This is a genomic window from Sphingomonas sp. 28-62-11 (assembly GCF_002278865.1).
GTDB lineage: Bacteria > Pseudomonadota > Alphaproteobacteria > Sphingomonadales > Sphingomonadaceae > Sphingomonas.
This window is the reverse complement of the sequence record NZ_NCGB01000034.1, coordinates 1-21,713: the sequence shown is the minus strand read 5'-3', so window position 1 is coordinate 21,713 and position 21,713 is coordinate 1. Positions and strand designations below refer to the sequence as shown.

Annotated in this window: 17 protein-coding genes and 1 tRNA gene; 8 read left to right on the top strand and 10 right to left on the bottom strand. The window is 63.5% G+C overall.

The window, feature by feature from the left end; translation table 11 throughout:
• Window positions 1-40: 40 nt before the first annotated feature.
• Window positions 41-1,417 (bottom strand): protein adenylyltransferase SelO family protein, encoded by a 1,377-nt coding sequence (locus tag B7Y49_RS11850; protein ID WP_374127802.1) that lies wholly within the window; start codon window positions 1,415-1,417, stop codon window positions 41-43.
• Between the two features lie 37 nt (window positions 1,418-1,454).
• Here B7Y49_RS11850 and B7Y49_RS11845 point away from each other — a divergent pair, with 37 nt between their 5' ends.
• Together B7Y49_RS11845 and B7Y49_RS11840 are read left to right on the top strand one after the other, a co-directional pair.
• Window positions 1,455-2,345, top strand: a complete 891-nt coding sequence (locus B7Y49_RS11845) for an alpha/beta fold hydrolase (RefSeq protein WP_374127801.1) — start codon at window positions 1,455-1,457, stop codon at window positions 2,343-2,345.
• A gap of 49 nt (window positions 2,346-2,394) precedes the next feature.
• Window positions 2,395-3,510, top strand: a complete 1,116-nt coding sequence (locus B7Y49_RS11840) for a glycosidase (RefSeq protein ID WP_374127800.1) — start codon at window positions 2,395-2,397, stop codon at window positions 3,508-3,510.
• A gap of 2 nt (window positions 3,511-3,512) precedes the next feature.
• Here B7Y49_RS11840 and ruvX read toward each other — a convergent pair whose 3' ends face one another.
• Window positions 3,513-3,974, bottom strand: a complete 462-nt coding sequence (ruvX, locus tag B7Y49_RS11835; RefSeq protein ID WP_374127799.1) for a RuvX/YqgF family protein — start codon at window positions 3,972-3,974, stop codon at window positions 3,513-3,515.
• Entirely contained in the window at window positions 3,971-5,080 is a 1,110-nt protein-coding gene (locus tag B7Y49_RS11830) for a DUF3089 domain-containing protein (protein WP_374127798.1), read from the bottom strand. The genes ruvX and B7Y49_RS11830 overlap by 4 nt, the downstream gene beginning before the upstream one ends.
• A gap of 124 nt (window positions 5,081-5,204) precedes the next feature.
• Here B7Y49_RS11830 and B7Y49_RS11825 point away from each other — a divergent pair, with 124 nt between their 5' ends.
• The 4 genes from B7Y49_RS11825 (at window position 5,205) to gatB (ending at window position 10,383) form a co-directional block, all read left to right on the top strand.
• Entirely contained in the window at window positions 5,205-6,977 is a 1,773-nt protein-coding gene (locus B7Y49_RS11825) for a DUF4153 domain-containing protein (RefSeq protein ID WP_374127797.1), read from the top strand.
• A gap of 38 nt (window positions 6,978-7,015) precedes the next feature.
• Window positions 7,016-7,303 carry an aspartyl/glutamyl-tRNA amidotransferase subunit C gene (gene gatC / locus B7Y49_RS11820; RefSeq protein ID WP_374127796.1) on the top strand — a complete coding sequence of 96 codons (288 nt, stop codon included), beginning with the start codon at window positions 7,016-7,018 and terminating at the stop codon, window positions 7,301-7,303.
• A gap of 124 nt (window positions 7,304-7,427) precedes the next feature.
• Window positions 7,428-8,912, top strand: a complete 1,485-nt coding sequence (gatA, locus tag B7Y49_RS11815; RefSeq protein ID WP_374127795.1) for an Asp-tRNA(Asn)/Glu-tRNA(Gln) amidotransferase subunit GatA — start codon at window positions 7,428-7,430, stop codon at window positions 8,910-8,912.
• A 1-nt stretch (window position 8,913) separates the two neighbouring features.
• Complete coding sequence (gene gatB, locus B7Y49_RS11810) at window positions 8,914-10,383, top strand: Asp-tRNA(Asn)/Glu-tRNA(Gln) amidotransferase subunit GatB (protein WP_374127794.1); 1,470 nt, start codon at window positions 8,914-8,916, stop codon at window positions 10,381-10,383.
• A gap of 252 nt (window positions 10,384-10,635) precedes the next feature.
• Here the strand turns inward: gatB and B7Y49_RS11805 are convergent, their stop codons facing one another.
• From B7Y49_RS11805 to moaA, 5 genes are all read right to left on the bottom strand, one after another.
• On the bottom strand, window positions 10,636-11,775 hold the full coding sequence (locus B7Y49_RS11805) for an SO2930 family diheme c-type cytochrome (RefSeq protein ID WP_374127793.1): 1,140 nt from the start codon (window positions 11,773-11,775) through the stop codon (window positions 10,636-10,638).
• 5 nt (window positions 11,776-11,780) lie between these two features.
• Window positions 11,781-13,013: a parallel beta-helix domain-containing protein gene (locus tag B7Y49_RS11800; protein WP_374127792.1), complete on the bottom strand. Its 1,233-nt coding sequence runs from the start codon at window positions 13,011-13,013 to the stop codon at window positions 11,781-11,783.
• A 104-nt stretch (window positions 13,014-13,117) separates the two neighbouring features.
• A tRNA-Asn gene (locus tag B7Y49_RS11795) sits at window positions 13,118-13,192 on the bottom strand.
• An 88-nt stretch (window positions 13,193-13,280) separates the two neighbouring features.
• Window positions 13,281-14,060 (bottom strand): NAD kinase, encoded by a 780-nt coding sequence (locus B7Y49_RS11790; protein WP_374127791.1) that lies wholly within the window; start codon window positions 14,058-14,060, stop codon window positions 13,281-13,283.
• Window positions 14,057-15,055 (bottom strand): GTP 3',8-cyclase MoaA, encoded by a 999-nt coding sequence (gene moaA, locus B7Y49_RS11785; RefSeq protein ID WP_374127790.1) that lies wholly within the window; start codon window positions 15,053-15,055, stop codon window positions 14,057-14,059. The genes B7Y49_RS11790 and moaA overlap by 4 nt, the downstream gene beginning before the upstream one ends.
• Before the next feature lie 99 nt (window positions 15,056-15,154).
• Here moaA and B7Y49_RS11780 point away from each other — a divergent pair, with 99 nt between their 5' ends.
• Together B7Y49_RS11780 and B7Y49_RS11775 are read left to right on the top strand one after the other, a co-directional pair.
• Window positions 15,155-17,191 carry a putative bifunctional diguanylate cyclase/phosphodiesterase gene (locus B7Y49_RS11780; protein ID WP_374127789.1) on the top strand — a complete coding sequence of 679 codons (2,037 nt, stop codon included), beginning with the start codon at window positions 15,155-15,157 and terminating at the stop codon, window positions 17,189-17,191.
• Between the two features lie 2 nt (window positions 17,192-17,193).
• A complete protein-coding gene (locus B7Y49_RS11775) occupies window positions 17,194-17,637 on the top strand; it encodes an SgcJ/EcaC family oxidoreductase (RefSeq protein WP_374127788.1) in 444 nt (147 codons plus the stop codon).
• Here B7Y49_RS11775 and B7Y49_RS11770 read toward each other — a convergent pair.
• Together B7Y49_RS11770 and mfd are read right to left on the bottom strand one after the other, a co-directional pair.
• The gene (locus B7Y49_RS11770; RefSeq protein WP_374127787.1) at window positions 17,634-18,158 is read right to left on the bottom strand and encodes a GAF domain-containing protein; all 525 of its coding nucleotides are present in this window, start codon (window positions 18,156-18,158) and stop codon (window positions 17,634-17,636) included. The genes B7Y49_RS11775 and B7Y49_RS11770 overlap by 4 nt on opposite strands.
• Before the next feature lie 65 nt (window positions 18,159-18,223).
• Window positions 18,224-21,676: a transcription-repair coupling factor gene (gene mfd, locus B7Y49_RS11765; protein WP_374127786.1), complete on the bottom strand. Its 3,453-nt coding sequence runs from the start codon at window positions 21,674-21,676 to the stop codon at window positions 18,224-18,226.
• Window positions 21,677-21,713 lie beyond the last annotated feature (37 nt).

Here is a 21,713-nt window from a genome sequence, read left to right as displayed (position 1 = left end):
CTCTTGCCTCATTTTGGACAGGATTGCCAACTGGACCCTATCAATCGCCCAGTGCAGCCCCAAAATCGCGAATCGCCAGTATCTTGGCGTTGAGGGCCGTCCAATCATCCCGCTCGGCGATATCGGCCCAGATCGATTCGACCTCATCGATCAGCATCGAACAGGGGGCATCAGCTTGCCAATAAGCGTGATCGCGCGCCTTCCGGGCGACATAGGGGGCGAGCAATGCGCGGGCTTCGTCGAATTCGGCACCGAAATGGGTCGGGATCGCACCACCGAAGCTTGCCTGAAAAAAGCGGTCGATCGACGTGTCGGAGCCTCGAAGCACGGGCTCGATGGCCTGAATCAGCGCGCGATCCTCCGATTGGTTGCGCGGCCTCACGCCAAGCCGCCACAAAATCGCATCGGTGACGGCAGGCTGGTAATGCTCGCCAAAGCTGTCGAGCACCGCGATCAGCGGTTCGGCGGGGAAAATCAGCCGTAGCGACACGGCGAGTTGCATGACGTCCCAGTGAATCGCTTCAGGCTGGCGGCCGAACGCATAGAGCCCGGCGTGATCGAAATAGGCGGCGGTGAAATCGGGCGCCCAGGTCGGATTGAACCGCCACGGCCCATAATCAAAGCTTTCGCCGGTTACGTTGATGTTATCGCTGTTAAGCACGCCATGGACAAAGCCGGCCGCCATAAACTGCGCCGACAAGGTCGCCGTGCCGCGCACGACATGATCGAGCAGCCGCACCGGACCGTCCAGACCGCCGGGATCGCCGAAATAATGCCGTAGGACATAGTCGGTGAGGGTGCGCAGCCCGTCTTCATCGCGCAGATGGGCAAGCCGCTGGAACGTACCGATGCGGATATGGCCGTGGTTCAGCCGCACCATCACCGCGCCGCGCGTCGGCGACGGCTCGTCATTCCGCTCTAGCGCTTCGCCTGTTTCGATCAACGATAAGGTGCGTGACGTATTGACGCCTAGCGCCTCCAGCATCTCGGTTGCCAGTATTTCCCGCACGCCGCCTTTCAGCGTCAACCGACCATCGCCAAAACGGCTCCATGGCGTGCGCCCTGATCCCTTGGTGCCCAGATCCATCAGTCGACCGCGATCATCATACATCTGGGCGAACAGAAAACCGCGGCCATCGCCGATTTCGGGGTTGTACACGCGGAATTGATGCCCGTGGTACCGCAACGCTAACGGCTGCGGCAGGCTGTCGGGCAGGGGAACGAAGCGGGCGAAATGCTGGACCCAGGCCGCATCGTCCAGCCCGTCCAGGCCGATGCTCGCGGCGGCGCGATCGTTGCGAAACCGCAGGATCGCTTGCGGAAAGGGTGCCGACTCGACGGCGTCGTAAAACGAATCGCCCAATTCGAGGATCGTCGTCGCGGGACGGAACGGAGCGGGTTGCGGGTTGGCGGTCATGCCGCGATATGGAGGGCAGGCGTGCAAGGACGCAACCATGGCTGCATATGAAAATCGATATTGGTGGTCGAATGACGGGATTCGTCTCCATGCGCGCGATTATGCGCCGCGCGATCCTAGTGCAGCCGAAGGTCGCCCGCCGATCATCTGCCTGCCGGGGCTGACGCGCAACGCCCGCGATTTCGATGTGCTGGCGGAGCGGCTGTCCGCCGAGTGGCGTGTGCTGGTCGTTAACCTGCGCGGTCGTGGCGAGAGCGGCTATGCCAAGGATCCGATGAGCTATGTCCCGCTCGTTTACGTGCAGGATGTCGAAAAGCTGCTGGGGGAGATTGGCTGCACGCGCTATGTCGCGATCGGCACGTCGCTGGGTGGAATCGTCACGATGCTGCTCGCAGGAGCGGCGCGAGAATCGCTGGCTGGCGCAGTGCTGAATGATGTGGGCCCCGATATCGACCCGGCGGGGCTTGCCCGTATCCGATCCTATGTCGGCAAGAGCCATACCTGGCCGACCTGGATGCACGCCGCGCGTGCCGTCGCCGAAAGCAATGCCGATGCCTATCCGCGATATGAGATCAGTGAGTGGCTGACGATGGCCAAGCGGCTGTACCGGTTGAACGCATCGGGGCGGATCGTGCTCGATTACGACATGAAAATCGCCGAACCATTCCGGTTGCCGGGCAATGAGGCGGGGCCGGATATGTGGCGTGCGCTCGACCGGCTGGCGGGCGTACCATTGCTGGTGGTGCGCGGTGGATTGTCCGATATCCTGTCCGAACCCGTGGCAACGCGAATGGTGTCGGCAATCGAGGGCAGTGACTTGGTGACCGTGCCAGATGTTGGGCATGCGCCGACGCTCGAAGAGCCGGAGGCGATGGAGGCAATAAATGCGCTGCTTGCCCGCGTGGCGAGGGAACCTGTCGCTGCGTGATCGGTCTAGCTGCTGGCGCTATGGGTGATTGGTCGCCCGAAGGACGACAATGATTCTGGCCGATGCGCTGATTTTTACGCCGAACGATATCGATCTGTCGCGCTCGCCACTGGCCGGCAAGCTACCGGTTCAAACCTATGCCCTTGGCGCGTTCAATCCCGGCCTTGCGCGCCTGCCGAACGGTAACTTGCTGCTGATGGTGCGGGTGGCGGAAGCGCTCCGCACGCCTGTCCAGGACGGTCATATTCATGCGATCCGCTGGGCCGAAGGTACCTACCACATCGATGCCTGGCCGCTCGATCTGGTCGACACCAGCGATCCACGCACCTTTGCCGTGCGGGGGCAGGGCTGGAAGGTGCTGGGGCTTACATCGCTGTCTTGGCTGTTGCCTGTCGAACTGACGGCGGATGGCACGGCAATCGTCGCGGCCCATTATGATCGGGTAATCGCGCCGATGGCTGATTACCAGTGCTACGGGATCGAGGATGCCCGGATCAGTCAGATCGGCGATCGATATTGGATGACCGCCTGTGCCGTCAGCCCGGAGCGCCACTCGACGATCCTCTACACGTCCGACAACGGGCTCGACTGGCGGCTCGAGGGGATAGTGCTCGATCACCAGAACAAGGACATGCTGATCTTTCAGGGGCTGATCGGCGGGCAATATTGGGCGCAGACCCGGCCGCTGGGCGACCTGTACTTCGCCTATCCGCCGGGCAGCCCATGGCGCGCGGGCCCCTCGATCAACCTCGCAACCTCTCCCGATGCGCTCCACTGGCGGCCGCATCCGGTGCCGGGCATCCGCCCGCTGAGCGCGCCTGTGCCGGGCATCACCCGCATCGGCGGTGGCGCGCCGCCCATCCTGACGCCGGACGGCTGGCTAAGTCTGTGGCACGGTGTGGAACCGGCTGGCGGGGTCGGCATCTACCGCACATATTGGTCGCTGCTCGAAGCGGCTAACCCGGCAAAGGTGATCGCGACGGGCGCCGCGCCGCTGCTAGAGGCGGCCCCGGCGTTGACCGATCCGATCGAAGATCTGATGTATCTGCGCGATATCGTCTTCACGACCGGCATCGTCGATGGCGGGGATGCCTGGATCGTGGCGAGCGGCGAGGGCGACTTGGCGTGCCGGATCACCTCCATCGGCAAGACCATCCTGCGCTGACCTCACCCCATCATCAGCGCATCGATGGCACCTTGCAGGATGTAGCTTGCGGCGATCTTGTCGATGCGTTCGGCGCGTTTGGCGCGGCTGATATCCTCGGCGATCATCTGGCGCTCGACCGCCTGGGTCGACCAGCGTTCATCCCAGAGCAGGATCGGCAGGCCCAGATCGGCCATGTTGCGGGCAAAGGCGCGGGTCGATTGGGTGCGCGGGCTATCGGTCCCGTCGAGGTTCAGCGGCAGGCCGATGACGATACCGACCACCGATTGCTGGGCGATTAGTTGTGCAATCGCAGCCTTGTCTGCGGTGAACTTCGTCCGGCGGATCAGGATGGCAGGGGAGGCGAAGCTCCACCCGGCATCGGCGAGCGCCGTGCCGATGGTCTTGGTACCGACATCGAGCCCAATCAGCCGCCCGCCCTGCGGCAGGACCGCGCGAAAATCCGCAGCGGCAGTCGTGATCATCGCGCCTCGAACGCCGCCAGCCGCCGCGCGGCATCGGCGCGGACATTGGCCCAGAACAGGCTGTAATCGAACACGTGATAGTTATTCCCAGGCAGCACATATTTGTCGATCTGCGCAGGCGGCGGCCCGATCAACAGGAAACCGCGCGGATCGCACCGCGCCGGTAATCCGCCCGCAACAATCGTCGCAGTTCCCATATCTTTTGACGGGACGAGGGTGCCCAGATTGGCGCTGGCCGGTGCAGTCGCGTTCGGCGTGCCGGTGATCGGATTGGTGCACAGCATGGCGGTGCCCTTACGGGGTTTACCGCTCATCCCGGTGGACGCGTTATAGCTGTCGACGATCAGCGTCGGATCAGCAGGCTCGGCAAAGCTCTGCCACGACAGGATGCACCCTGCCTGATCCGCCGTCCGACATTCGGGCAAGCCAAGCGCAGGGAGATCAGCGGAGCGTGAGATTGGCCAGCCGATCACCCAGGCCGCCACGATCCGCTTGGCGAGCGGCTTGCCCGCGACGCGCTCGCGCAGCAGCCGCATCAGGTGCAACGCACCCTGGCTATGGCCGGCAAGGATGATCGGCTGATCGGGGCCGATCTGCGTCAGGAACGAATCGAACGCCGCTGCAACATCGCCATACGCCAGATCGAGCGCCAGTTGCGCCTCCTTCTGGCCAGTCAGGAACGCGCCGAACGTCGCCTGACGATAACGGGGTGCCCATATCGCCGCGCTTTCATTGAACGCCGTTGCCTGACCGCGCAGGAACAGCGCGGCCCGGTCATTGGCGATTTTGTCATCAAGCGGCGCATTCCAGCGCGCGCGTTCGAGATAGGATGTCGGGTGGATGTAAAACATCGCCGCGCGGGGCTTGACGGTGGGTTTGTAGCCTGGCGGCGTCCAGTGCGCGGGGTTGCCGGGCTTGTCGGGCCGGGCGAGCCACATGCCGGGCTTGGCATAGTCGCGCGCACCAACGCCGGGCAAGGCCTCGAACGCAGCGGACGGCACCAGCGCGATCCGCATCAGCTGATCGCCGTACAGCCGAAATGTCAGCGCGGCGGCGATCACCAGAAAGATCAGGACAGCAAAGGCGTACAGAAATTTGCGGGCCACGCGGCGCACTCCGGAAAAAAGCGGGGAAGGGCAGCCACCGCAACGCGCCGTCCCTGCCCGATGAATGGTTCGCCTGCAATTGCCCCTTGGGCTATACCGCAGCGATTGACCGTGGAGGACGCCGATGAACGAGCAGATGCACCATCCGGATGCCCGTGACGATGGCGATTGGCCGCTGCGGCCGATGCTGCTGGCCGGGATCGGCGCGGCGGCAGCGCTGGCGATCCAGCAATTGCTATCCAACGGGATCACGCCGCCGCCGACCGACCGGCTCGCTATCGCGGTTGGCATCGGGACGACCGCGATCGGCTTCGGCTTTGTGGCTGAACGACTGCGGCTTGGCTGGGCGATCGCGTTCAGTCTGATCATTGGCGCAGCGTCGGGACTGATCGTCTATTGGCAGGGCGTGCCCGGCGGCTCGCCCGATTTCTGGAACTGGCGGCTGACCAGCCTGTTCATCGCAATCGCGATTGCCGCGCCGCTCTTCCAGACCGCGCGTGATGAAGGGCGCTGGCGCTTTCCCTATGCCGAGCTGCACGGCCATGCCTGGACCAATGTTGTGCTCTGGTTTGCGGGCTGGGCGTTCGTTGGCGTGGTGTTTCTAATGAGCTGGCTGCTGGCGGCGCTGTTCAATCTGATCAAGATCGATTTCCTTGAAAAGCTGCTGCAGAAGGACTGGGTGATCGCGCTGATGATTGGCGCAGCCTTTGGCGGCGCGGTGGGGTTGCTGCGCGAGCGCGACCGGATCGTGCGGCTGCTTCAGCGGGTCGTGACGGCGGTCCTCGGCGTGCTTGCGCCGGTCCTCGGGATTGGGTTGCTGCTATTTCTGGTGGCGCTTCCGTTTACCGGGCTTGGCGCGCTGTGGGAGGCGACGCGATCGACCACGCCGATCCTGCTGAGCTGCGTGATCGGGGCATTGATCCTCGCCAATGCCGTCATTGGCAATGGCGGCAATGATGAAGCGCGGAACCCCGTGCTGCGCTTCGGCGCAACGATACTCGCGCTGGTGATGCTGCCGCTGGTGATCATCGCTGCGATCGCGACGGGACTGCGAATCAATCAATATGGCTTTACGCCCGACCGGCTCTGGGCGCTGACGTTTGTGGTGTTGGCGAGTGCTTATGGCTTGGCCTATTTGGTATCGGTAGCGCGGGGGCGGATCGATTGGGCACCCTATGCGCGGTCGGCCAATGTGCTGCTTGGCTTTGGCGTGGCGGCGGTGGCGCTGTTCCTCGCCACACCGATCCTCAGCTTCAACGCGATTTCGACGGCCGATCAGGTCGCGCGGCTAACGTCAGGCAAGGTGAGTGCCGACAAATTCGATTGGCGCGCGCTCGCGTTCGATTTCGGCGCGCCAGGGCAAGTGGCGCTGAAGCGGCTGACTGCTTCTCGCGACCCCAAGATTGCCGCCAAGGCGGTGGCCGTTGCCAAGGTGGAGTCGCGCTATGATGTGGAACAGATCGTCCAGCGCGACCGCGCGCTCGCGGGGATCGGTGATCGCTTGCGCATTCTGCCAAAGCCGGTCGCGCTGCCGCCCGGCTTGCTGAAAATCCTGCCGGGCTGGGATGCGTGCGGTCCTGACGATAAGGCACAATGCACGTTGATCTACACGCCCGGCGCGACCGAAGCGTGGGCGGTGCAAGCCGATTGTGTGCTTACGATACCCCAAGCGTCGGGAACGCCCGCAATGGTTGCAGCGCCTAGCTGCGGAATCGGCAGGTTGGTTGAGACCCGAACCGGTTGGACAGTTTCAAACCGCACAGAGCAGCGCCTGATTCCGCCCGCCGAGCGACAGAAAATCGCGGCAGCCTTCCTGGCGGGGCAAATCGACATACGCGTCGTGCAGCGTCGCCAGCTATTTGTCGGCGGTTCCCCCGTCGGCGAACCGTTCGAATAGGTTGCGCGGCAAGCGCGCCCTCTGCTAGCCGCACCTGCATGGCAGTAGACATCACCACCGTCCGCAAGATTGCGAGCCTTGCCCGCATTGCGATTACCGAGGACGAAGCCGCGCGCATTGCGCCCGAGCTTGAAAATATCATGGGCTGGATCGAGCAACTGGGCGAGGTTGACACCAAGGACGTCGCCCCGATGACCGCGGTGATCGCGAACACGCTGCGGTTGCGCGACGATGTCGTGACTGACGGCAACGTCCGCGATGCGGTGCTCGCCAATGCGCCACAGGCTGAACACGGTTTTTTCACCGTGCCGAAGGTGATCGAATAATGCGGCCCTACTTACTTGCCGTCATTCCCGCGAAAGCGGGAACCCACGGCATCACGACCAATGCTATGGCACCGCATCCATGTGTCCCCGCTTTCGCGGGGAAGACGGGAAGGGGCGTGTTCCTGTGACCAATCTCACCGATCTCGGCGTGGCCGCCATTCGTGATGGCGTGCGCGCGGGCACTTTTTCCGCGCGCGAAGTTGCCGAAGCGTTCATCGTTCAGGTGAGCAAAGCCAAGCCGCTCAACGCTTTCCTTGTCGAAACCCCTGATCATGCGATTGCTGCCGCCAAGGAAGCTGATGCCGCGCGCGCGGCGGGCGAGGTCCTCAAGCCGCTCGCCGGCGTGCCGATCGGCATGAAGGATTTGTTCTGCACCAAGGGCGTGCCGACCACCGCCGCCAGCCTGATTCTGGAAGGCTTTACGCCACAGTACGAATCCACCGTGTCGGGCAATTTGTTCGCGGCGGGCGCTGGCATGCTCGGCAAGCTCAACATGGATCAGTTCGCGATGGGATCGTCGAACGAGACATCCGCGTTCGGTAACGTCATCTCGCCGTGGCGGCGCAGCGATGGCGGCAATGCGCCGCTCGCGCCGGGTGGATCCTCCGGCGGCTCATCGGCAGCGATTGCCGCGCGACTTTGCCCGGCGGCGACCGGCACCGATACGGGTGGCTCGATCCGCCAGCCCGCTGCGTTTGTCGGCATTGCGGGCATCAAGCCGACCTATGGTCGCTGTTCGCGCTGGGGCGTGGTGGCGTTCGCTTCGTCGCTCGATCAGGCCGGGCCGATGGCGCGCGACGTGCGCGATTGCGCGATCATGCTGGAGGCGATGGCAGGGTTCGACCCAAAGGATGCGACCTCGCTCAACCTGCCGGTGCCCCAATGGGAAGCCGGGCTGAATAGCAGCATGGCGGGCAAGAAGATCGGCATCCCGAAGGAATACCGGGTCGACAACATGCCGAGCGAGATCGACGCGCTGTGGCAGCAGGGCATCGATTGGCTGAAGGATGCCGGTGCCGAGATCGTCGAGGTATCGCTACCGCACACCAAATATGCGCTGCCCGCTTATTACATCATCGCGCCAGCCGAGGCCTCATCCAACCTGGCGCGCTATGATGGGGTGCGCTTCGGTCTGCGCGACCTGCCCGAGGGCGCAAACCTGCAGGATATGTATGCCGCCACCCGGGCAGCGGGCTTCGGCAACGAAGTAAAGCGCCGCATCATGATCGGCACTTACGTATTATCTGCAGGCTTTTACGATGCGTACTTCACACAGGCATCGAAGGTTCGCACGCTGATCGCCCGCGATTTCGACCGTGCGTTTGAAGCGTGCGATTACCTGCTCACCCCCACCGCACCGAGCGCGGCATTCGCGCTGGGCGAAAAGAGCGCCGATCCGATCGCGATGTATCTGAATGACGTCTTCACGGTTCCATCATCGCTGGCTGGCCTGCCAGCAATGAGTGTGCCGGGCGGGCTCGACAAGGCGGGGTTGCCGCTCGGGCTGCAAATCATCGGTCGTGCGCTTGATGAGCAGGGCGTGCTGAACGCGTGTCTGGCGCTGGAAGAGCGGGCAGGGTTCACCGCGCGACCGGGGGCTTGGTGGTAAGATGAGCGATTATATCCTTTCCGGCGCAACGGGCGATTGGGAGGTCGTTGTCGGCCTCGAAGTTCATGCGCAGGTGACGTCGAACGCCAAGCTTTTTTCCGGCGCGGCGACTGCCTTCGGTGCCGAGCCCAACACCCAGGTCTCGCTGGTCGACGCGGCAATGCCGGGCATGTTGCCGGTGCCCAACCGTGAATGCATCCGGCAGGCGGTGCGCACCGGCATGGCGATCGAGGCGCAGATCAACACATGGTCGCGGTTCGACCGGAAGAATTATTTCTACGCCGATCTGCCCCAGGGCTATCAGATCAGCCAGCTTTACCACCCGATTGTGGGGGAAGGGGCGATCATGATCTCGCTCGACGACAAGAACCCCGATCAGGCGACCAAACGGATCGGCGTCGAACGCATTCATGTCGAGCAGGATGCCGGCAAGCTGATGCATGATCAGCACCCGACGCGCAGCTATGTCGATCTCAACCGGTCCGGCGTGGCGCTGATGGAAATCGTGTCGAAGCCTGACATGGCTTCTCCTGCCGAAGCAGGGGCATATCTGTCGAAGCTGCGATCGATTCTGCGCTATGTCGGCTCGTGCGACGGCAACATGGATCAGGGATCGATGCGCGCCGACGTGAACGTCTCGGTCCGCAAGGTCGGCGATCCGAACCTCGGTACGCGCACCGAGACCAAGAACGTCAATTCGGTCCGCTTTGTGATGGCGGTGGTCGAGCAGGAGGCCAAGCGCCAGATCGCGGTGCTGGAGGAGGGCGGGCGGATCGTCCAGGAAACGCGGCTCTACGATCCCGATCGCAACGAAACGCGGTCGATGCGGTCAAAGGAAGATGCGCATGATTATCGCTACTTCCCCGATCCTGATCTGCTGCCGCTGGTGCTGGATGATGCGTTTCTGGAGGAATGCCGCGCGTCCTTGCCCGAACTGCCCGATGCCAAGCGCAAGCGCTATGAGGCGCTGGGGATTACGCCCTATGCTGCGGCCGTGCTGACGGCGGATGTCGACGCGGCGCGCTGGTTCGATGCGCTGCTCGAGGCGGGTTCACCGGCGGTGGCAGGCGCGAACTGGGTGACCTCAGAACTGTTCGGTGCGCTCAACCGTTTGGGCCGGGATATCTCGAGTTCGCCCGTAACCCCCGCACAGGCGGCAGAATTGCTCGGGTTGGTCGCCAATGGCACGCTATCGGGCAGCCTTGCCAAGCAGGTGTTCGAGATCATGCTCGAGACCGGCCAGAACGCTGGCGCGATCGTCGAGGAGCGCGGGCTGAAGCAGACCAGCGACACCGGTGCGATCGAAGCGGTGATCGCCGATATCCTCGCCGCCAATGCCGACAAGGTCGATCAGTTCAAGGCGGGCAAGGAAGCGCTGTTCGGGTTCTTCGTCGGCCAGACGATGAAGGCGATGGGTGGCAAGGCCAATCCGGGCGTTGTGAACGAATTGCTGCGGAAGGCGCTGGGGTAGGGGGACCCCCTCCACCAATCCGTCATGCTGAACTTGTTTCAGCATCCACTTCGCCGCCGCAGCCGTTCGCCCGAGGGGTGTAGTGGACCCTGAAACAAGTTCAGGGTGACGGCCTATCGGTTGAACGTAATGACTTTTACGTGATCCGTTCGTTTCGAGCGAAGTCGAGAAACAGGCCAAAAGCGTTGCGCAAGGTGTCCCGACTTCGCTCGACACGAACGGGCGGGGGGGGGCATGATGCCATCATCCCGACTACCCCGCCGCCCCGCATCCGCCCTTCAACCCCGCAATCCATTCGTTGATCAGCGCGACTCCTTCCGCGTGCGTTAAACTGCGGCCGGTTTCGGGCATCATTTCACCGGGATCGTTGGTCGCGAGACGATAGGCGAGGATCGACTGATCGGGATGGCCGGGCACGAGCCCGAATTCATGCCCGCCAGTGCCCTTGCCCGCCGCGATCGGTGGCTTGCATGCCCCCAGTTTGCGAAGGTCCTTGGTGGCTGAATCGAGCCACAGACCGGAAACGCGGGCGGGGCCCGTCGCGCTGTGGCAATGTGCGCAGTTGATGTCGAGATAGGCGCGGGCCCTGGCGCCGACATCGGCGGTGGAGTCATCGTACCGGGCGTTGCGCGCGGCGGCGGCGGGATCGGGCGCCCCTTTCAGATAGCCGATCATCGCCAGTCGCTTGAGCTGATTGATATCGCCGCCTTCGCCTGGAAAGTCGCGGTTCAGGTGGCGCGCCTGCAGGCCGATCGGCATCAGCGCCTTGGTCCTGTCAGTTGCGTGGCACCCCGCGCACTGGTTCACATTGGGCACGGCATAGGTGAAGCGTGTCGTTTTGCCGCCATCGATATATTCGAGCGGGATCGCCGCACCCGTCCGTTGCAACGTCGCCTCGGTCTGTTCGGCGTTCCACACATAAGGGAGCGCTTCCCAGCCGCCCGCGCGGCGCACCATCAGCCGGGTTTCCATCAGGCGGCTTTGCGACAGATCGAGCCCGGCAACCCCCGATTGGTAGCTGGCGGGGGTGGCTTTCATCACGCGGCTGCTCTGGCCGGGCGCGAAGCCGGCCGGGGTGGTGTAGTAAAATGTCTTGGCGATCACCGTGCCGACGGGAAAATCGAACGTCTTTTCCGGATCATATGTCGCCGCCATGCCCTTGGGGACGAACACTGCACGCCATTTCTGCGCGTAGTCGCTGAACAGGGGCGTCGCGAGTTCGTAGGTGACAAGGCCCGCACGGGGCGTGATCCGCCCGTCCTTGATGTCGAACAGGCCCCAATCATCGAGCGATTGGGGATTCTCCTCGGCGTGGAAGGTCACGCCGGACGGGCGGGTCGCGCACCCCGCGAGGAATAGCGACAACAAGATCAGCAGCAGTAATCGCGTCATGGGCGTCAGCGCTTTTCGATCATCGCAGGCGGCAGGCTGATCGTCGGCAGCCGGGTGGCGGGGGCGCAATTGACGCTCTCGTCGATCTTCGCCCCGGCGAATTTATGGGCGGCATCGATGTTTAACAGCTTCGCTTCGCCATTCTGGACGCAGATGCCGGGCTTGGCGATCTTTGGGTTGACGAACCCGTCCCAAAGCACGGCCGGCAATGCGCCGCCGCCAAGCGCCTTGAGCGGCGCATAGCGCGCGCCGGGCTTGTCGCCGCCGCCCGAAATGCGGTTGCCGGTGACATAGATGTTTTCCGGATAGGGATCATAGGCCGCCGCAATCCCGCGCGTTGCCTCGAAACCCAGCGAGTAGAAGCTGGAGATGATGACGTTGGCGGTCTGATTGTCCTTCAGATCATTGTCGAAAATCTCGACATCGTCGTTGGAGTTGATGATCACGCCCGAACCCGGCGGGACAGAAGCGACCGCCGTGCCCTTGGTCGCGAAATTGGCGTGGTTGTTAGCGGTAACCTTGTTCTTGTACACGCGCGTCTTGCTGCCGGGGACGGGCAGATCGGGCATGTTGAACACCAGAATGCCGCCCGCGTTATCGGTGACGATATTGTCGTACACATCGGCACCGGTCGAATTCTCGATCTCGATGCCGGCGACATTCTGTTCGGCGCGGTTGTTGCGGACGATGATGTTGGTCGACTGGCCGACATAGATGCCGGCGTCCGAAGCGCCCTTCACCACGCTGCCCTCGATCAGCACATTGGTGACCTGAACGGGGTAAAGCCCGTAGGCGCCGTTGGACGTCTTGGGGCCGCCGGTCCATTCGGCGCGGACGCGGCGCATGACGGCGTTTTTGGTGCCGTTGATCTTCAGCGCATCGCCCTTGCTGTCCTCGATCGCAACGTCTTCCAGCGTGAAATCATCGCCCGTGACGAGCAATCCTTCCGCGCCGGAGCTTTGGCGTTTGAACGACAGGATCGACTTATCCATGCCCGCACCGCGGATCGTAACGCCGGGCACCGCAACACTCAGCGAGCGGGTGAGCGCGTATTTGCCCGCCGGAATCAGCACCACAGTGCCGGGTTTGGCATCGAGCAGTTGCTCCTGCAGTTTCGCCTCGAACCCCGCGTCGATCACGAAACCTTCCGCATCGGTCTTGGGTGCGGCCGAGCAGCCGGCGAGGAGCAGGGCCGTGGCGCAAAAGGGCAGGGCGGCAGTGATCGCAGTGTGGCGCATGGCGCATCTTCTCCCGATTGCCGGTGTCGCCGGCTTGTCGGGTCGCACCCTAGGGGGATCGGCGTGCCGCTGGCAACGCCCTCGCGATCAAAAGCTAGGAAAAGTGGCTCCCTGAGTTGGATTCGAACCAACGACCAAGTGATTAACAGTCACCTACTCTACCGCTGAGCTATCAGGGAACAGCGAAGCGCAGCCTTTATGGCCGGGTCGCAGCGGATGCAACCCCTGTTTCGCGGATTATGCCGGATTGCCCGGCGCCGGCCGCGATCAGGAGATGAACTGTTCCATCGTGATGCGATCATCCAGCGCATGTTCGGGATCGAACAGCAATGTCAGCTCGCGGCTGCGGTCCATCGCGATATCGACACGGGCGACATCGCGCACTTCGGTCTGGTCGGCGACCGCGCTGACCGGGCGTTTGGCGGGTTCGAGCACGCGGAGCGAAATCCGCGCCTTGTCGGGCAGGATCGCGCCCCGCCAGCGCCGGGGGCGGAACGCGCTGATCGGGGTTAGCGCGGTGAGCCCGCAGCCGAGCGGCAGGATGGGGCCCTGTGCGGAAAAGTTATAGGCGGTCGACCCGGCGGGGGTGGCAGCGAGGATTCCATCGCAGACCAGCTCCGGGATCACGATCCGGTCGTTGACGGTCACTTCGATCTTCGCGGTCTCGCGCGTTTCGCGGAGCAGCGAGACTTCGTTGATGGCAGGCACCGAATGGCGCTCACCCGATATCGTCTCGGCAATCATCCGCAGCGGTGTGACCTTGAACGCCTTGGCGCGCTCGAGCCGCCCGTCGAGCCCTTCGAGCCGCCATTCGTTCATCAGGAAACCGACCGTGCCCAGGTTCATTCCGAACACCGGCAGCGGATCGCGCGCGCTTTCCAATTGGCTGTGGAGCGCCTGCAGCATGAAGCCATCGCCGCCCAGCGCCACGATCATGGTCGCCTGATTCACCGGCACCCATTCGTAATTGTGCCGCAGCTCATGCGCTGCCGCCTGCGCCGCCGCCGTGGGCGAGACGACCAACGCGCGCCGCTCATACTGGCTCATCCGCCGGTCACACTCATATGGCGGGCAACGGCTGGAGCACCGCCGGGAGCGATCTGAAAGTCATGCCGCGCCGGTTTCAGCCGCATGGCGGTATCGAGGGCGGCGTCGAGCCCTGCCACGCCTTCGGCTCGAAGCACGGATTTCAGATCGACCTGATCATCCTGACCAAGGCACATATAAAGTTTGCCCTCAGTCGTCAGCCGAACGCGGTTGCAGCCGTCGCAGAAATTGGCGGTGAGCGGCGAAATGAGGCCAAGCCGGGTGCCGTGATTGCCGACCCGCCAATAGCGCGCCGGGCCGCCGCTGCGATGATCGTCGCGCGACAAATCGAACGCTTTCGACAGATCGTCGAACACTTTGGTCAGCGGCAGAAAGCGATCGGCACGGTCCTCGTCGATTGCACCCATCGGCATGGTTTCGATCAGTGACAGATCGAAGCCGTTGCTGCCGCACCATTCGAGCATCGGGGCGATCTCACCCTCGTTGAGACCTTTAAGCGCCACCATATTGATCTTGATCGCCAATCCGGCGCGCTTGGCGGCGAAAATGCCGTCGATCACTTGGGCGACGTCGCCGTGGCGGGTGATGTGGCGGAACACATCCGCGTCAAGGCTGTCGAGGCTCACATTGATGCGGCGAATACCGGCGGCCACCAGCGCCTCGGCATGCTCGGCAAGCCGGGTGCCGTTGGTGGTCATGGTCAGCTCGTCGAGCCCAGCGCCGACATGGCGCCCCAGCCGCCGCACCAGTTCGGCCACGTCACGGCGGACAAGCGGCTCGCCGCCGCTCAGCCTGATCTTGGTGATGCCGCGCGCGATGAACCGCTCGGCGATGATCGCGATTTCCTCAAGACTCAGCAGCGCTGCCTTGGGCAGAAACGTCATTTCTTCTGCCATGCAGTAGCGGCAGCGCAAATCGCAACGGTCCGTTACCGAAATGCGCAGATAGCTGATCGTCCGGCCGAAGCTGTCGACAAGGGAGGGGGCGCACGACATGAACACCGAGCTAAGCCTTCGCAGCCCTGCAAACAACCCTGTACCGCAAAGTGGCTTTGCGCATTGGCGAACCCAGCTGTGGGCGTTAGGCTCCCACGGATGAGCGATGCCGCCCGCGACCCCGATGTTGATCCTGCGCGGCACGGCTGCGCAGCGGCGGCGCTGTTCATATTGTCGTTCCGGCAGCGCGATGAACTCGCGGCGCTGGCGTCACGCGGCGGGTGGCAGGTGATCGCCGCGCGCCGGGCGGATGGCGCAGAACAGCGCTTCCTTGCCAGTGGCGCGCAGGTCGCGGTTGTCGACGCGCGCGGTGCGTTGGGTGATGGTCTGGCGGCGGTGGCTGCGTTGGGGGATACGATTGCTGCGAATGGTGGCGCGCTGCTCGTCCTCGTCTCGCGCGGCGACGTTGGCGAGGTGGGGACGCTGCATGATGCGGGGGCGACGCATTTCCTGTCGAGCCCGCACAGCGAGGATGAATTCATTCAAACGCTGCGTTTTGCGGCACGACATGCGGAACGCATGGCGGGCGACTGGAAGTCCGTAAGGGGCCAAGTCGACGCGCTTGGCTGGCGTTACGATCCCAAATCTCCGGCGCTGCAGCTGACGGCCGGTTTAGCTGATATTTTGGCGGCGGGAGACATCACCAGTCCGCGCACATTGCTTCACCGCCTGGCGCACGATGAACGACCGATCGCCTTGCGGGCGCTGCGTCGACTGATGGCATCCGGCGCGGCAACGGCTTTTGCGCATGATCTCCCCGGGGTTGGCCGGGTGGTCCATCATCTTACTGTGGATCGCGACACAGGGGCGATCGATGCTGTGGTCGAGCGGCTGGCGGGTATTCCCGAACCGGCCGCGGTGCTTCGCGAGGCGTTATCGAGCGTGCGCGACGCGGCCGGTGCACGGCTTTGGCTTGACCGGCGGCTGGAAATGCCGGGCGACAAGCCCGTTCAGGCAATGCTGGTCGCACTGAACCGCTTTGACATCGTCAACTCCGCTTATGGTCGCCCGGCAGGTGATGTGCTGCTACGTACGGCGCAGAAGCGGGTCGAGGATATTACCGGCGAGCTATTGGGGCGCGGCGCGATTGTAGCGCGGCTCGGGGGATCGGAATTTCTGGTCGCAGCGGTGGACAATCCCGCTCGGGTCGAACTCGCCGCTGGCCGGATCGCCGAAGCGCTTACGCGGCCCTTTGTTGCGGGCGGTGCGGTGGCGGTGCTTGGCTGTCGGATCGGTATCGCGCCTGCCGAGGCCGGCGATACAACCGCCATGCTGCTGCGACGTGCGAGCGAGGCACTGGCCGAGGCCAAGGCGTCGGACAGCCTGACGATCCACATCGCACGCCGTGACGGGGAAGAGGGCGCTCCGATCGATACGCTCGCGGTCGATCTGCGCCGCGCGATCGAGCAGGGTGAGATCGATATCCTGTTCCAGCCACAAGTCGCGATCGCGACGGGACAGATTACCGGCGTGGAGGCGCTCGCGCGCTGGGACCACCCGACCATGGGGCCGCTTGGCGCCGAGACATTGTTCGCCGCTGCTGATCGCGCCGATCTGGTCATTGGCTTGTCGGATCACATTCAGCGCATTGTACTCGACCGCGCGGCGCGCTGGCCTGTATCCCTTGCGAAATTGCGATTGGCGCTGAATTTGACGGCAGCCGATATCGCTCGACCGGGCTTTGCCGATATCTTTCTCGACCGCGTCGACAGCAGCGGCTTTCCGCGCGCGCGGCTGACGGTGGAGATCACCGAAAGCGGATTGATCGAGGATCTGAGCATCGCCGCAACGCTGCTCGCGGCGCTGCGCAGTGCAGGGTGTCGCGTCGCGATCGACGATTTCGGCACCGGTTACTCAAGCCTTGCCTATCTGAAGGCGCTCCCGCTCGATTATCTGAAGATCGACAAGAAACTGGCGCAGGACATTGCCGGATCGACTCGCGACCGGATCGTCGTGCGCGGGGTGATCGATATGGCGCGCTCGCTGGGGCTTTCGGTTATCGCCGAAGGGGTGGAAACCGAGCAGCAACTCGATCTGCTCGCCAAGGAAGGGTGCCAATATTATCAGGGGTTTCTGTGCGCCGAGCCGCTGGATACTGATTCATTGGCCGCGTTGATCACAGAAAAAAGGAAATGATGATGAACCGCCCGTTCGGTTACCTGGTGACGTCGGTCGCGATTGTCTTGGCCGCGCCAGTTGCGGCGCATCCACCGGAAAAGCACGCGGTCGAGAAGGTAATGAACGATAGCGCGGCTGGCTGGAATAGCGGCGATATCAACCAGTTCATGGCGGTCTATTCGGATGGGCCGGAGACAAGTTTTGTCACCAAGGAGGGCGTTCTGCGCGGCAAGGCGGTGATGAGCGAGCGGTACCGCACAAAATATGATTTCGCCAATGCCGCCAAGCGTGGCGTGCTAACCTTCGAAACGCTTGATTTCAGGCTGCTCGACCCAACCCATGCGATCTATATCGGGCGCTACACTCTGACCTATACCGACGGCAAAACACAAAGCGGACCGACCAGCCTGGTTTTTGCGAAGGAAACGGGCGGCTGGAAAATCATCGCCGATCACAGCAGCTAAGCGGCGAGGCTACTCCGTCCCTCTGCGATGGCCAGCACCTCGAGCACCGCAATGACCCCGCCAATAACGCGACCAAGCGCTTCCATCAGCGCGACGGTGTCACTGTCGATCGGTCCTGCCTCCTGCCAATAGGCGCAAATGGCATAGGTTGGCTTTACGTCGCCGATCGGCACCGCGATCAGGCTGCGGATGAAGGTGGCGAGATAGACGTTAAGCGGGATGCCCTCGACATGGGTGATATCGGGGATGATGACCGTCTGTTCCTCCACCATCGCGCGCCCGGCGAGGCATTTGTCGATCGGAAACTGCATGCCGGCCCAAAGCGTGTCGATCGCATCCTCTGCCAGATAATCGGTTTCCTCGCCGATCCGCTTGACGATCGTGATCCCGTCCGCTTGCGCGATTGACCGCGCGACGGGGCGAACGATGTCGACCACGGCGTCGACCGAAGTGGCATGCACAAGTTGATCGACCGTATCGGCCAACAATTTCCAGCGTTCAGCGACAGTCAGACGTGCCAATCGATCCCCCCGGATCAGATGCTATACCGACCAACTATAGTCGTTTCCGAGCATAAAGACAGCATTCAGCCGGCCGCCTTGGCAAGCCCCCGCGCCAGTTGCAGCGCGCCGTTGAGCCGCGCCTTCGGATCGCCCCAGGCGCGGGTGAGCACCAGCTTGCTGTCTGGTCGCAGCTTTGCAATCGCGCCGACGCGTTCGACATAGGCGAGCAGCCCCGGGATGTTCGGGGGCTTGTCATCATGGAACGATACCAAGGCCCCACGCGGACCGACATCGATCTTCGAAACGCCGGCTGCCTTGGCGTGAAGCTTTATCTCGATCAGCCGGATCAAATTCTCCGTCGCATCGGGCAGCTTGCCGAACCGGTCGATCAGCTCGGCGGCGAACGCCTCGATCCCCTGCGGTTCGTCGATGTCGTTCAGGCGGCGATACAGCCCCATGCGCAAGTCGAGATCGGGGACATATTCGTCGGGAATCAGAATTGGCGCGTCGATCGTGATTTGCGGTGAGAAATCGCGCGGGCGCTTCGCCATGCCGCCCGCCTTGGCGTCCATGATCGCCTCTTCGAGCATCGACTGGTAGAGTTCATAGCCGACCTCTCGGATGTGCCCCGATTGCTCGTCGCCGAGCAGATTGCCAGCGCCGCGAATGTCGAGATCGTGGCTGGCGAGCTGGAATCCCGCGCCCAGATTTTCGAGATCGGACAGCACTTTCAGCCGCTTTTCCGCCGTCTCGGTGACGATCCGGTCGGCAGGCGTGGTCAGATAGGCATAGGCGCGCGTCTTGGCGCGACCCACGCGTCCGCGTAACTGGTAAAGCTGAGCAAGGCCGAAGCGATCGGCGCGGTGGATGATCATCGTGTTCGCGCTCGGAATATCGAGCCCGCTTTCGACGATGGTGGTCGAGACCAGCACCTCGAACTTCTTGTCGTAAAAGGCAGACATCCGCTCTTCGACCTCGGTCGGGGACATTTGGCCGTGGGCGACGACATAGCGAATTTCGGGGACCTCCTTGGTCAGGAATTCCTCGATATCGGGCAAATCCTTGATCCGCGGCGTGACGAAGAAGCTCTGCCCGCCGCGATAATGTTCGCGCAGCAATGCTTCGCGCAGGACAACCGGGTCCCAGGGCATCACATAGGTGCGCACCGCGAGGCGATCGACCGGTGGCGTCTGGATGACCGAGAGCTCGCGCAAGCCCGACATCGCCATTTGCAAGGTGCGCGGGATCGGCGTGGCGGTGAGGGTGAGGACGTGGACGTCGGTCTTGAGCGCTTTCAGCCGTTCCTTATGGGTGACGCCGAAGCGCTGCTCCTCGTCAACCACGACCAGCCCGAGCCGCTTGAAGCCGACGCTTTTGGCAAGGATGGCGTGGGTGCCGATGACGATATCGATCGTGCCATCCTCCAGCCCCTCGCGCGTCGCCTTGGCCTCGGCGGCGGTGACAAGTCGAGAGAGGCGACCGATCCGCAGCGGAAAGCCTTCGAACCGTGCGACGAAATTGTTGAAATGCTGGCGGGCGAGCAGCGTCGTCGGGCAGACGATCGCAACTTGCAGCCCCGCCATCGCCGCGACGAACGCCCCGCGCAGCGCGATCTCGGTCTTGCCGAAGCCGACATCGCCGACGATCAGCCGGTCCATCGGCTTGCCCGCCGCCAGATCCTCCAGCACCTCGCCGATCGCGCGATCCTGATCATCGGTTTCGGCATAGGGGAAGCGATCGACGAAGCTCGGATAGGCGCTTGCATCGGGTTCGGCGATATCGGCGGGGCGAAGCGCGCGTTCGGCGGCAATCGCGATGAGTTCACCCGCGATTTCGCGGATGCGTTCCTTCATCCGGCTCTTGCGGCGCTGCCAAGCCTCGCCGCCTAAGCGATCGAGCGTCGCCGCATCGTCACTGCCATAGCGGCTGAGCACGTCGATATTCTCGACGGGCACATAGAGCTTGTCGCCGCCGGCATATTCGAGCGCGACACAATCATGCGGGCTCGCGCCGACTGGGATGGAGGTCAGCCCGGTATAGCGGCCGATGCCGTGATCGACATGGACGACAAGATCGCCAGGGGTGAGCGTTGCCAACTCGGCGAGGAAGGCATCGGCCGATTTGCGGCGCTTGGCGCGGCGGACGAGCCGGTCGCCGAGCATGTCCTGTTCGGTCAGCAGCGCCACATCGGGCGCGGCAAAACCGTGATCGAGCGGCAGAACGATCAGCGCGACGCTTTTGTGGGCGACGCCGAGTGCTTCCTGCCAGGTTTCTGCAGCGGAAAGGTTTTTGAGGCCATGGTCGCGCAGCAACCCGGTCAGGCGTTCGCGCGCACCGATTGAATAGCTCGCCAGCACGACCTTGCGATTGCGAGCGCGCTCGGACGCAATGTGCGCGACGACGGCTTCATATACATTCGCGCCCGATGCGCGTTCTGGCCCGAAATCCTTCGCGCCATCGACGTTGAAATCGATGACCGTCGCGCTGTCAGGCTCGTGGAATTGGGTGATGAGATGCGCGACTGAGGCGGTTAGCCGATCGGCCCATTCATCGGCCTTCAGGTACAGCAACTCGGGCGGTAGCGGTCGATAGCTGCCGGGGTCGCTCGATTGCGCGCGCACCCGATTGGCATGATAATCGGTGATTGCCTCGAACCGTGATTCCGCTGCCGCCGTGACCCCTGAATCGCGCACGATGATCGCGCCTTCTCCCAGATGGTCGAAAAGCGTCGTCAGCTTGTCTTCGAACAGCGGCAGCCAATGTTCCATCCCCGACAGACGGCGGCTTTCGGAGATCGCCTGATAGAGCGGATCGCCGGTGGCATTCGCGCCGAAGCGTTCGCGGTACCGGCTGCGGAAGCGCTTGACGCTTTCCTCATCAAGCAACGCTTCGGAGGCGGGGAGCAGGGTGAAACCCTCCACCCGCCCAGTAGTGCGCTGGTCGCCGGGGTCGAAGGTGCGGACGCTCTCGATCTCGTCGCCGAAAAAGTCGAGCCGCAGACCGTGGTCCTCCCCGCTGGGGAACAGGTCGACCAGCCCGCCGCGCACCGCGAACTCGCCCGAATCGGTGACGGTCTCGACGCGCTGATAGCCGTTTGCCTGCAGCAGCCCGGCGAGCTTGTCCCGCCCGATGCGTTCGCCGGGGCGGAGCGTTGCGACCAGTTGCCGGACGCGAAACGGCGTCAGCGTGCGCTGGGCGGCGGCATTGGCCGTGGTGACGAGGAGTTGTGGCCCTTTGCGCGGCTGCTGCAGCCGGTGGAGGGCCGCGACGCGCTCGGCCATCACCCGCAGCGTGGGCGAGGCGCGATCATAGGGCAGGCAATCCCAGGCGGGGAAGCTGATCACTTCGAGCTCGGGCGCGAAATATTGTGCGGCGCTCGCGATCGCGCGCATCTCCGCCTCGTCCGATGCGATGAACACCGCGCGGGTGGTGGCGGCACGGGCAAGGTCCGCGAGCAGCCATGGCAGGAAGCCGGTCGGCACGCCTGCGAGGGTGAGCGGGCTGCGGGCAGAGAGGATGGTCGAGAGGTTGGGCATAGTTTTTCCAAAAGCCCTCTCCCCACCGGGGAGAGGG

Coding starts and splice junctions, on each gene's coding strand:
- gatC (WP_374127796.1), top strand. CDS start 7,016: ATGGCAGTAGACATCACCACCGTCCGCAAGATTGCGAGCCTTGCCCGC.
- ruvX (WP_374127799.1), bottom strand. CDS start 3,974: ATGATCACGACTGCCGCTGCGGATTTTCGCGCGGTCCTGCCGCAGGGC.
- moaA (WP_374127790.1), bottom strand. CDS start 15,055: ATGTCGTGCGCCCCCTCCCTTGTCGACAGCTTCGGCCGGACGATCAGC.
- B7Y49_RS11790 (WP_374127791.1), bottom strand. CDS start 14,060: ATGAGCCAGTATGAGCGGCGCGCGTTGGTCGTCTCGCCCACGGCGGCG.
- B7Y49_RS11845 (WP_374127801.1), top strand. CDS start 1,455: ATGGCTGCATATGAAAATCGATATTGGTGGTCGAATGACGGGATTCGT.
- B7Y49_RS11800 (WP_374127792.1), bottom strand. CDS start 13,013: ATGCGCCACACTGCGATCACTGCCGCCCTGCCCTTTTGCGCCACGGCC.
- B7Y49_RS11825 (WP_374127797.1), top strand. CDS start 5,205: ATGAACGAGCAGATGCACCATCCGGATGCCCGTGACGATGGCGATTGG.
- gatB (WP_374127794.1), top strand. CDS start 8,914: ATGAGCGATTATATCCTTTCCGGCGCAACGGGCGATTGGGAGGTCGTT.
- B7Y49_RS11805 (WP_374127793.1), bottom strand. CDS start 11,775: ATGACGCGATTACTGCTGCTGATCTTGTTGTCGCTATTCCTCGCGGGG.
- B7Y49_RS11850 (WP_374127802.1), bottom strand. CDS start 1,417: ATGACCGCCAACCCGCAACCCGCTCCGTTCCGTCCCGCGACGACGATC.
- B7Y49_RS11780 (WP_374127789.1), top strand. CDS start 15,155: ATGAGCGATGCCGCCCGCGACCCCGATGTTGATCCTGCGCGGCACGGC.
- B7Y49_RS11775 (WP_374127788.1), top strand. CDS start 17,194: ATGAACCGCCCGTTCGGTTACCTGGTGACGTCGGTCGCGATTGTCTTG.
- mfd (WP_374127786.1), bottom strand. CDS start 21,676: ATGCCCAACCTCTCGACCATCCTCTCTGCCCGCAGCCCGCTCACCCTC.
- B7Y49_RS11840 (WP_374127800.1), top strand. CDS start 2,395: ATGATTCTGGCCGATGCGCTGATTTTTACGCCGAACGATATCGATCTG.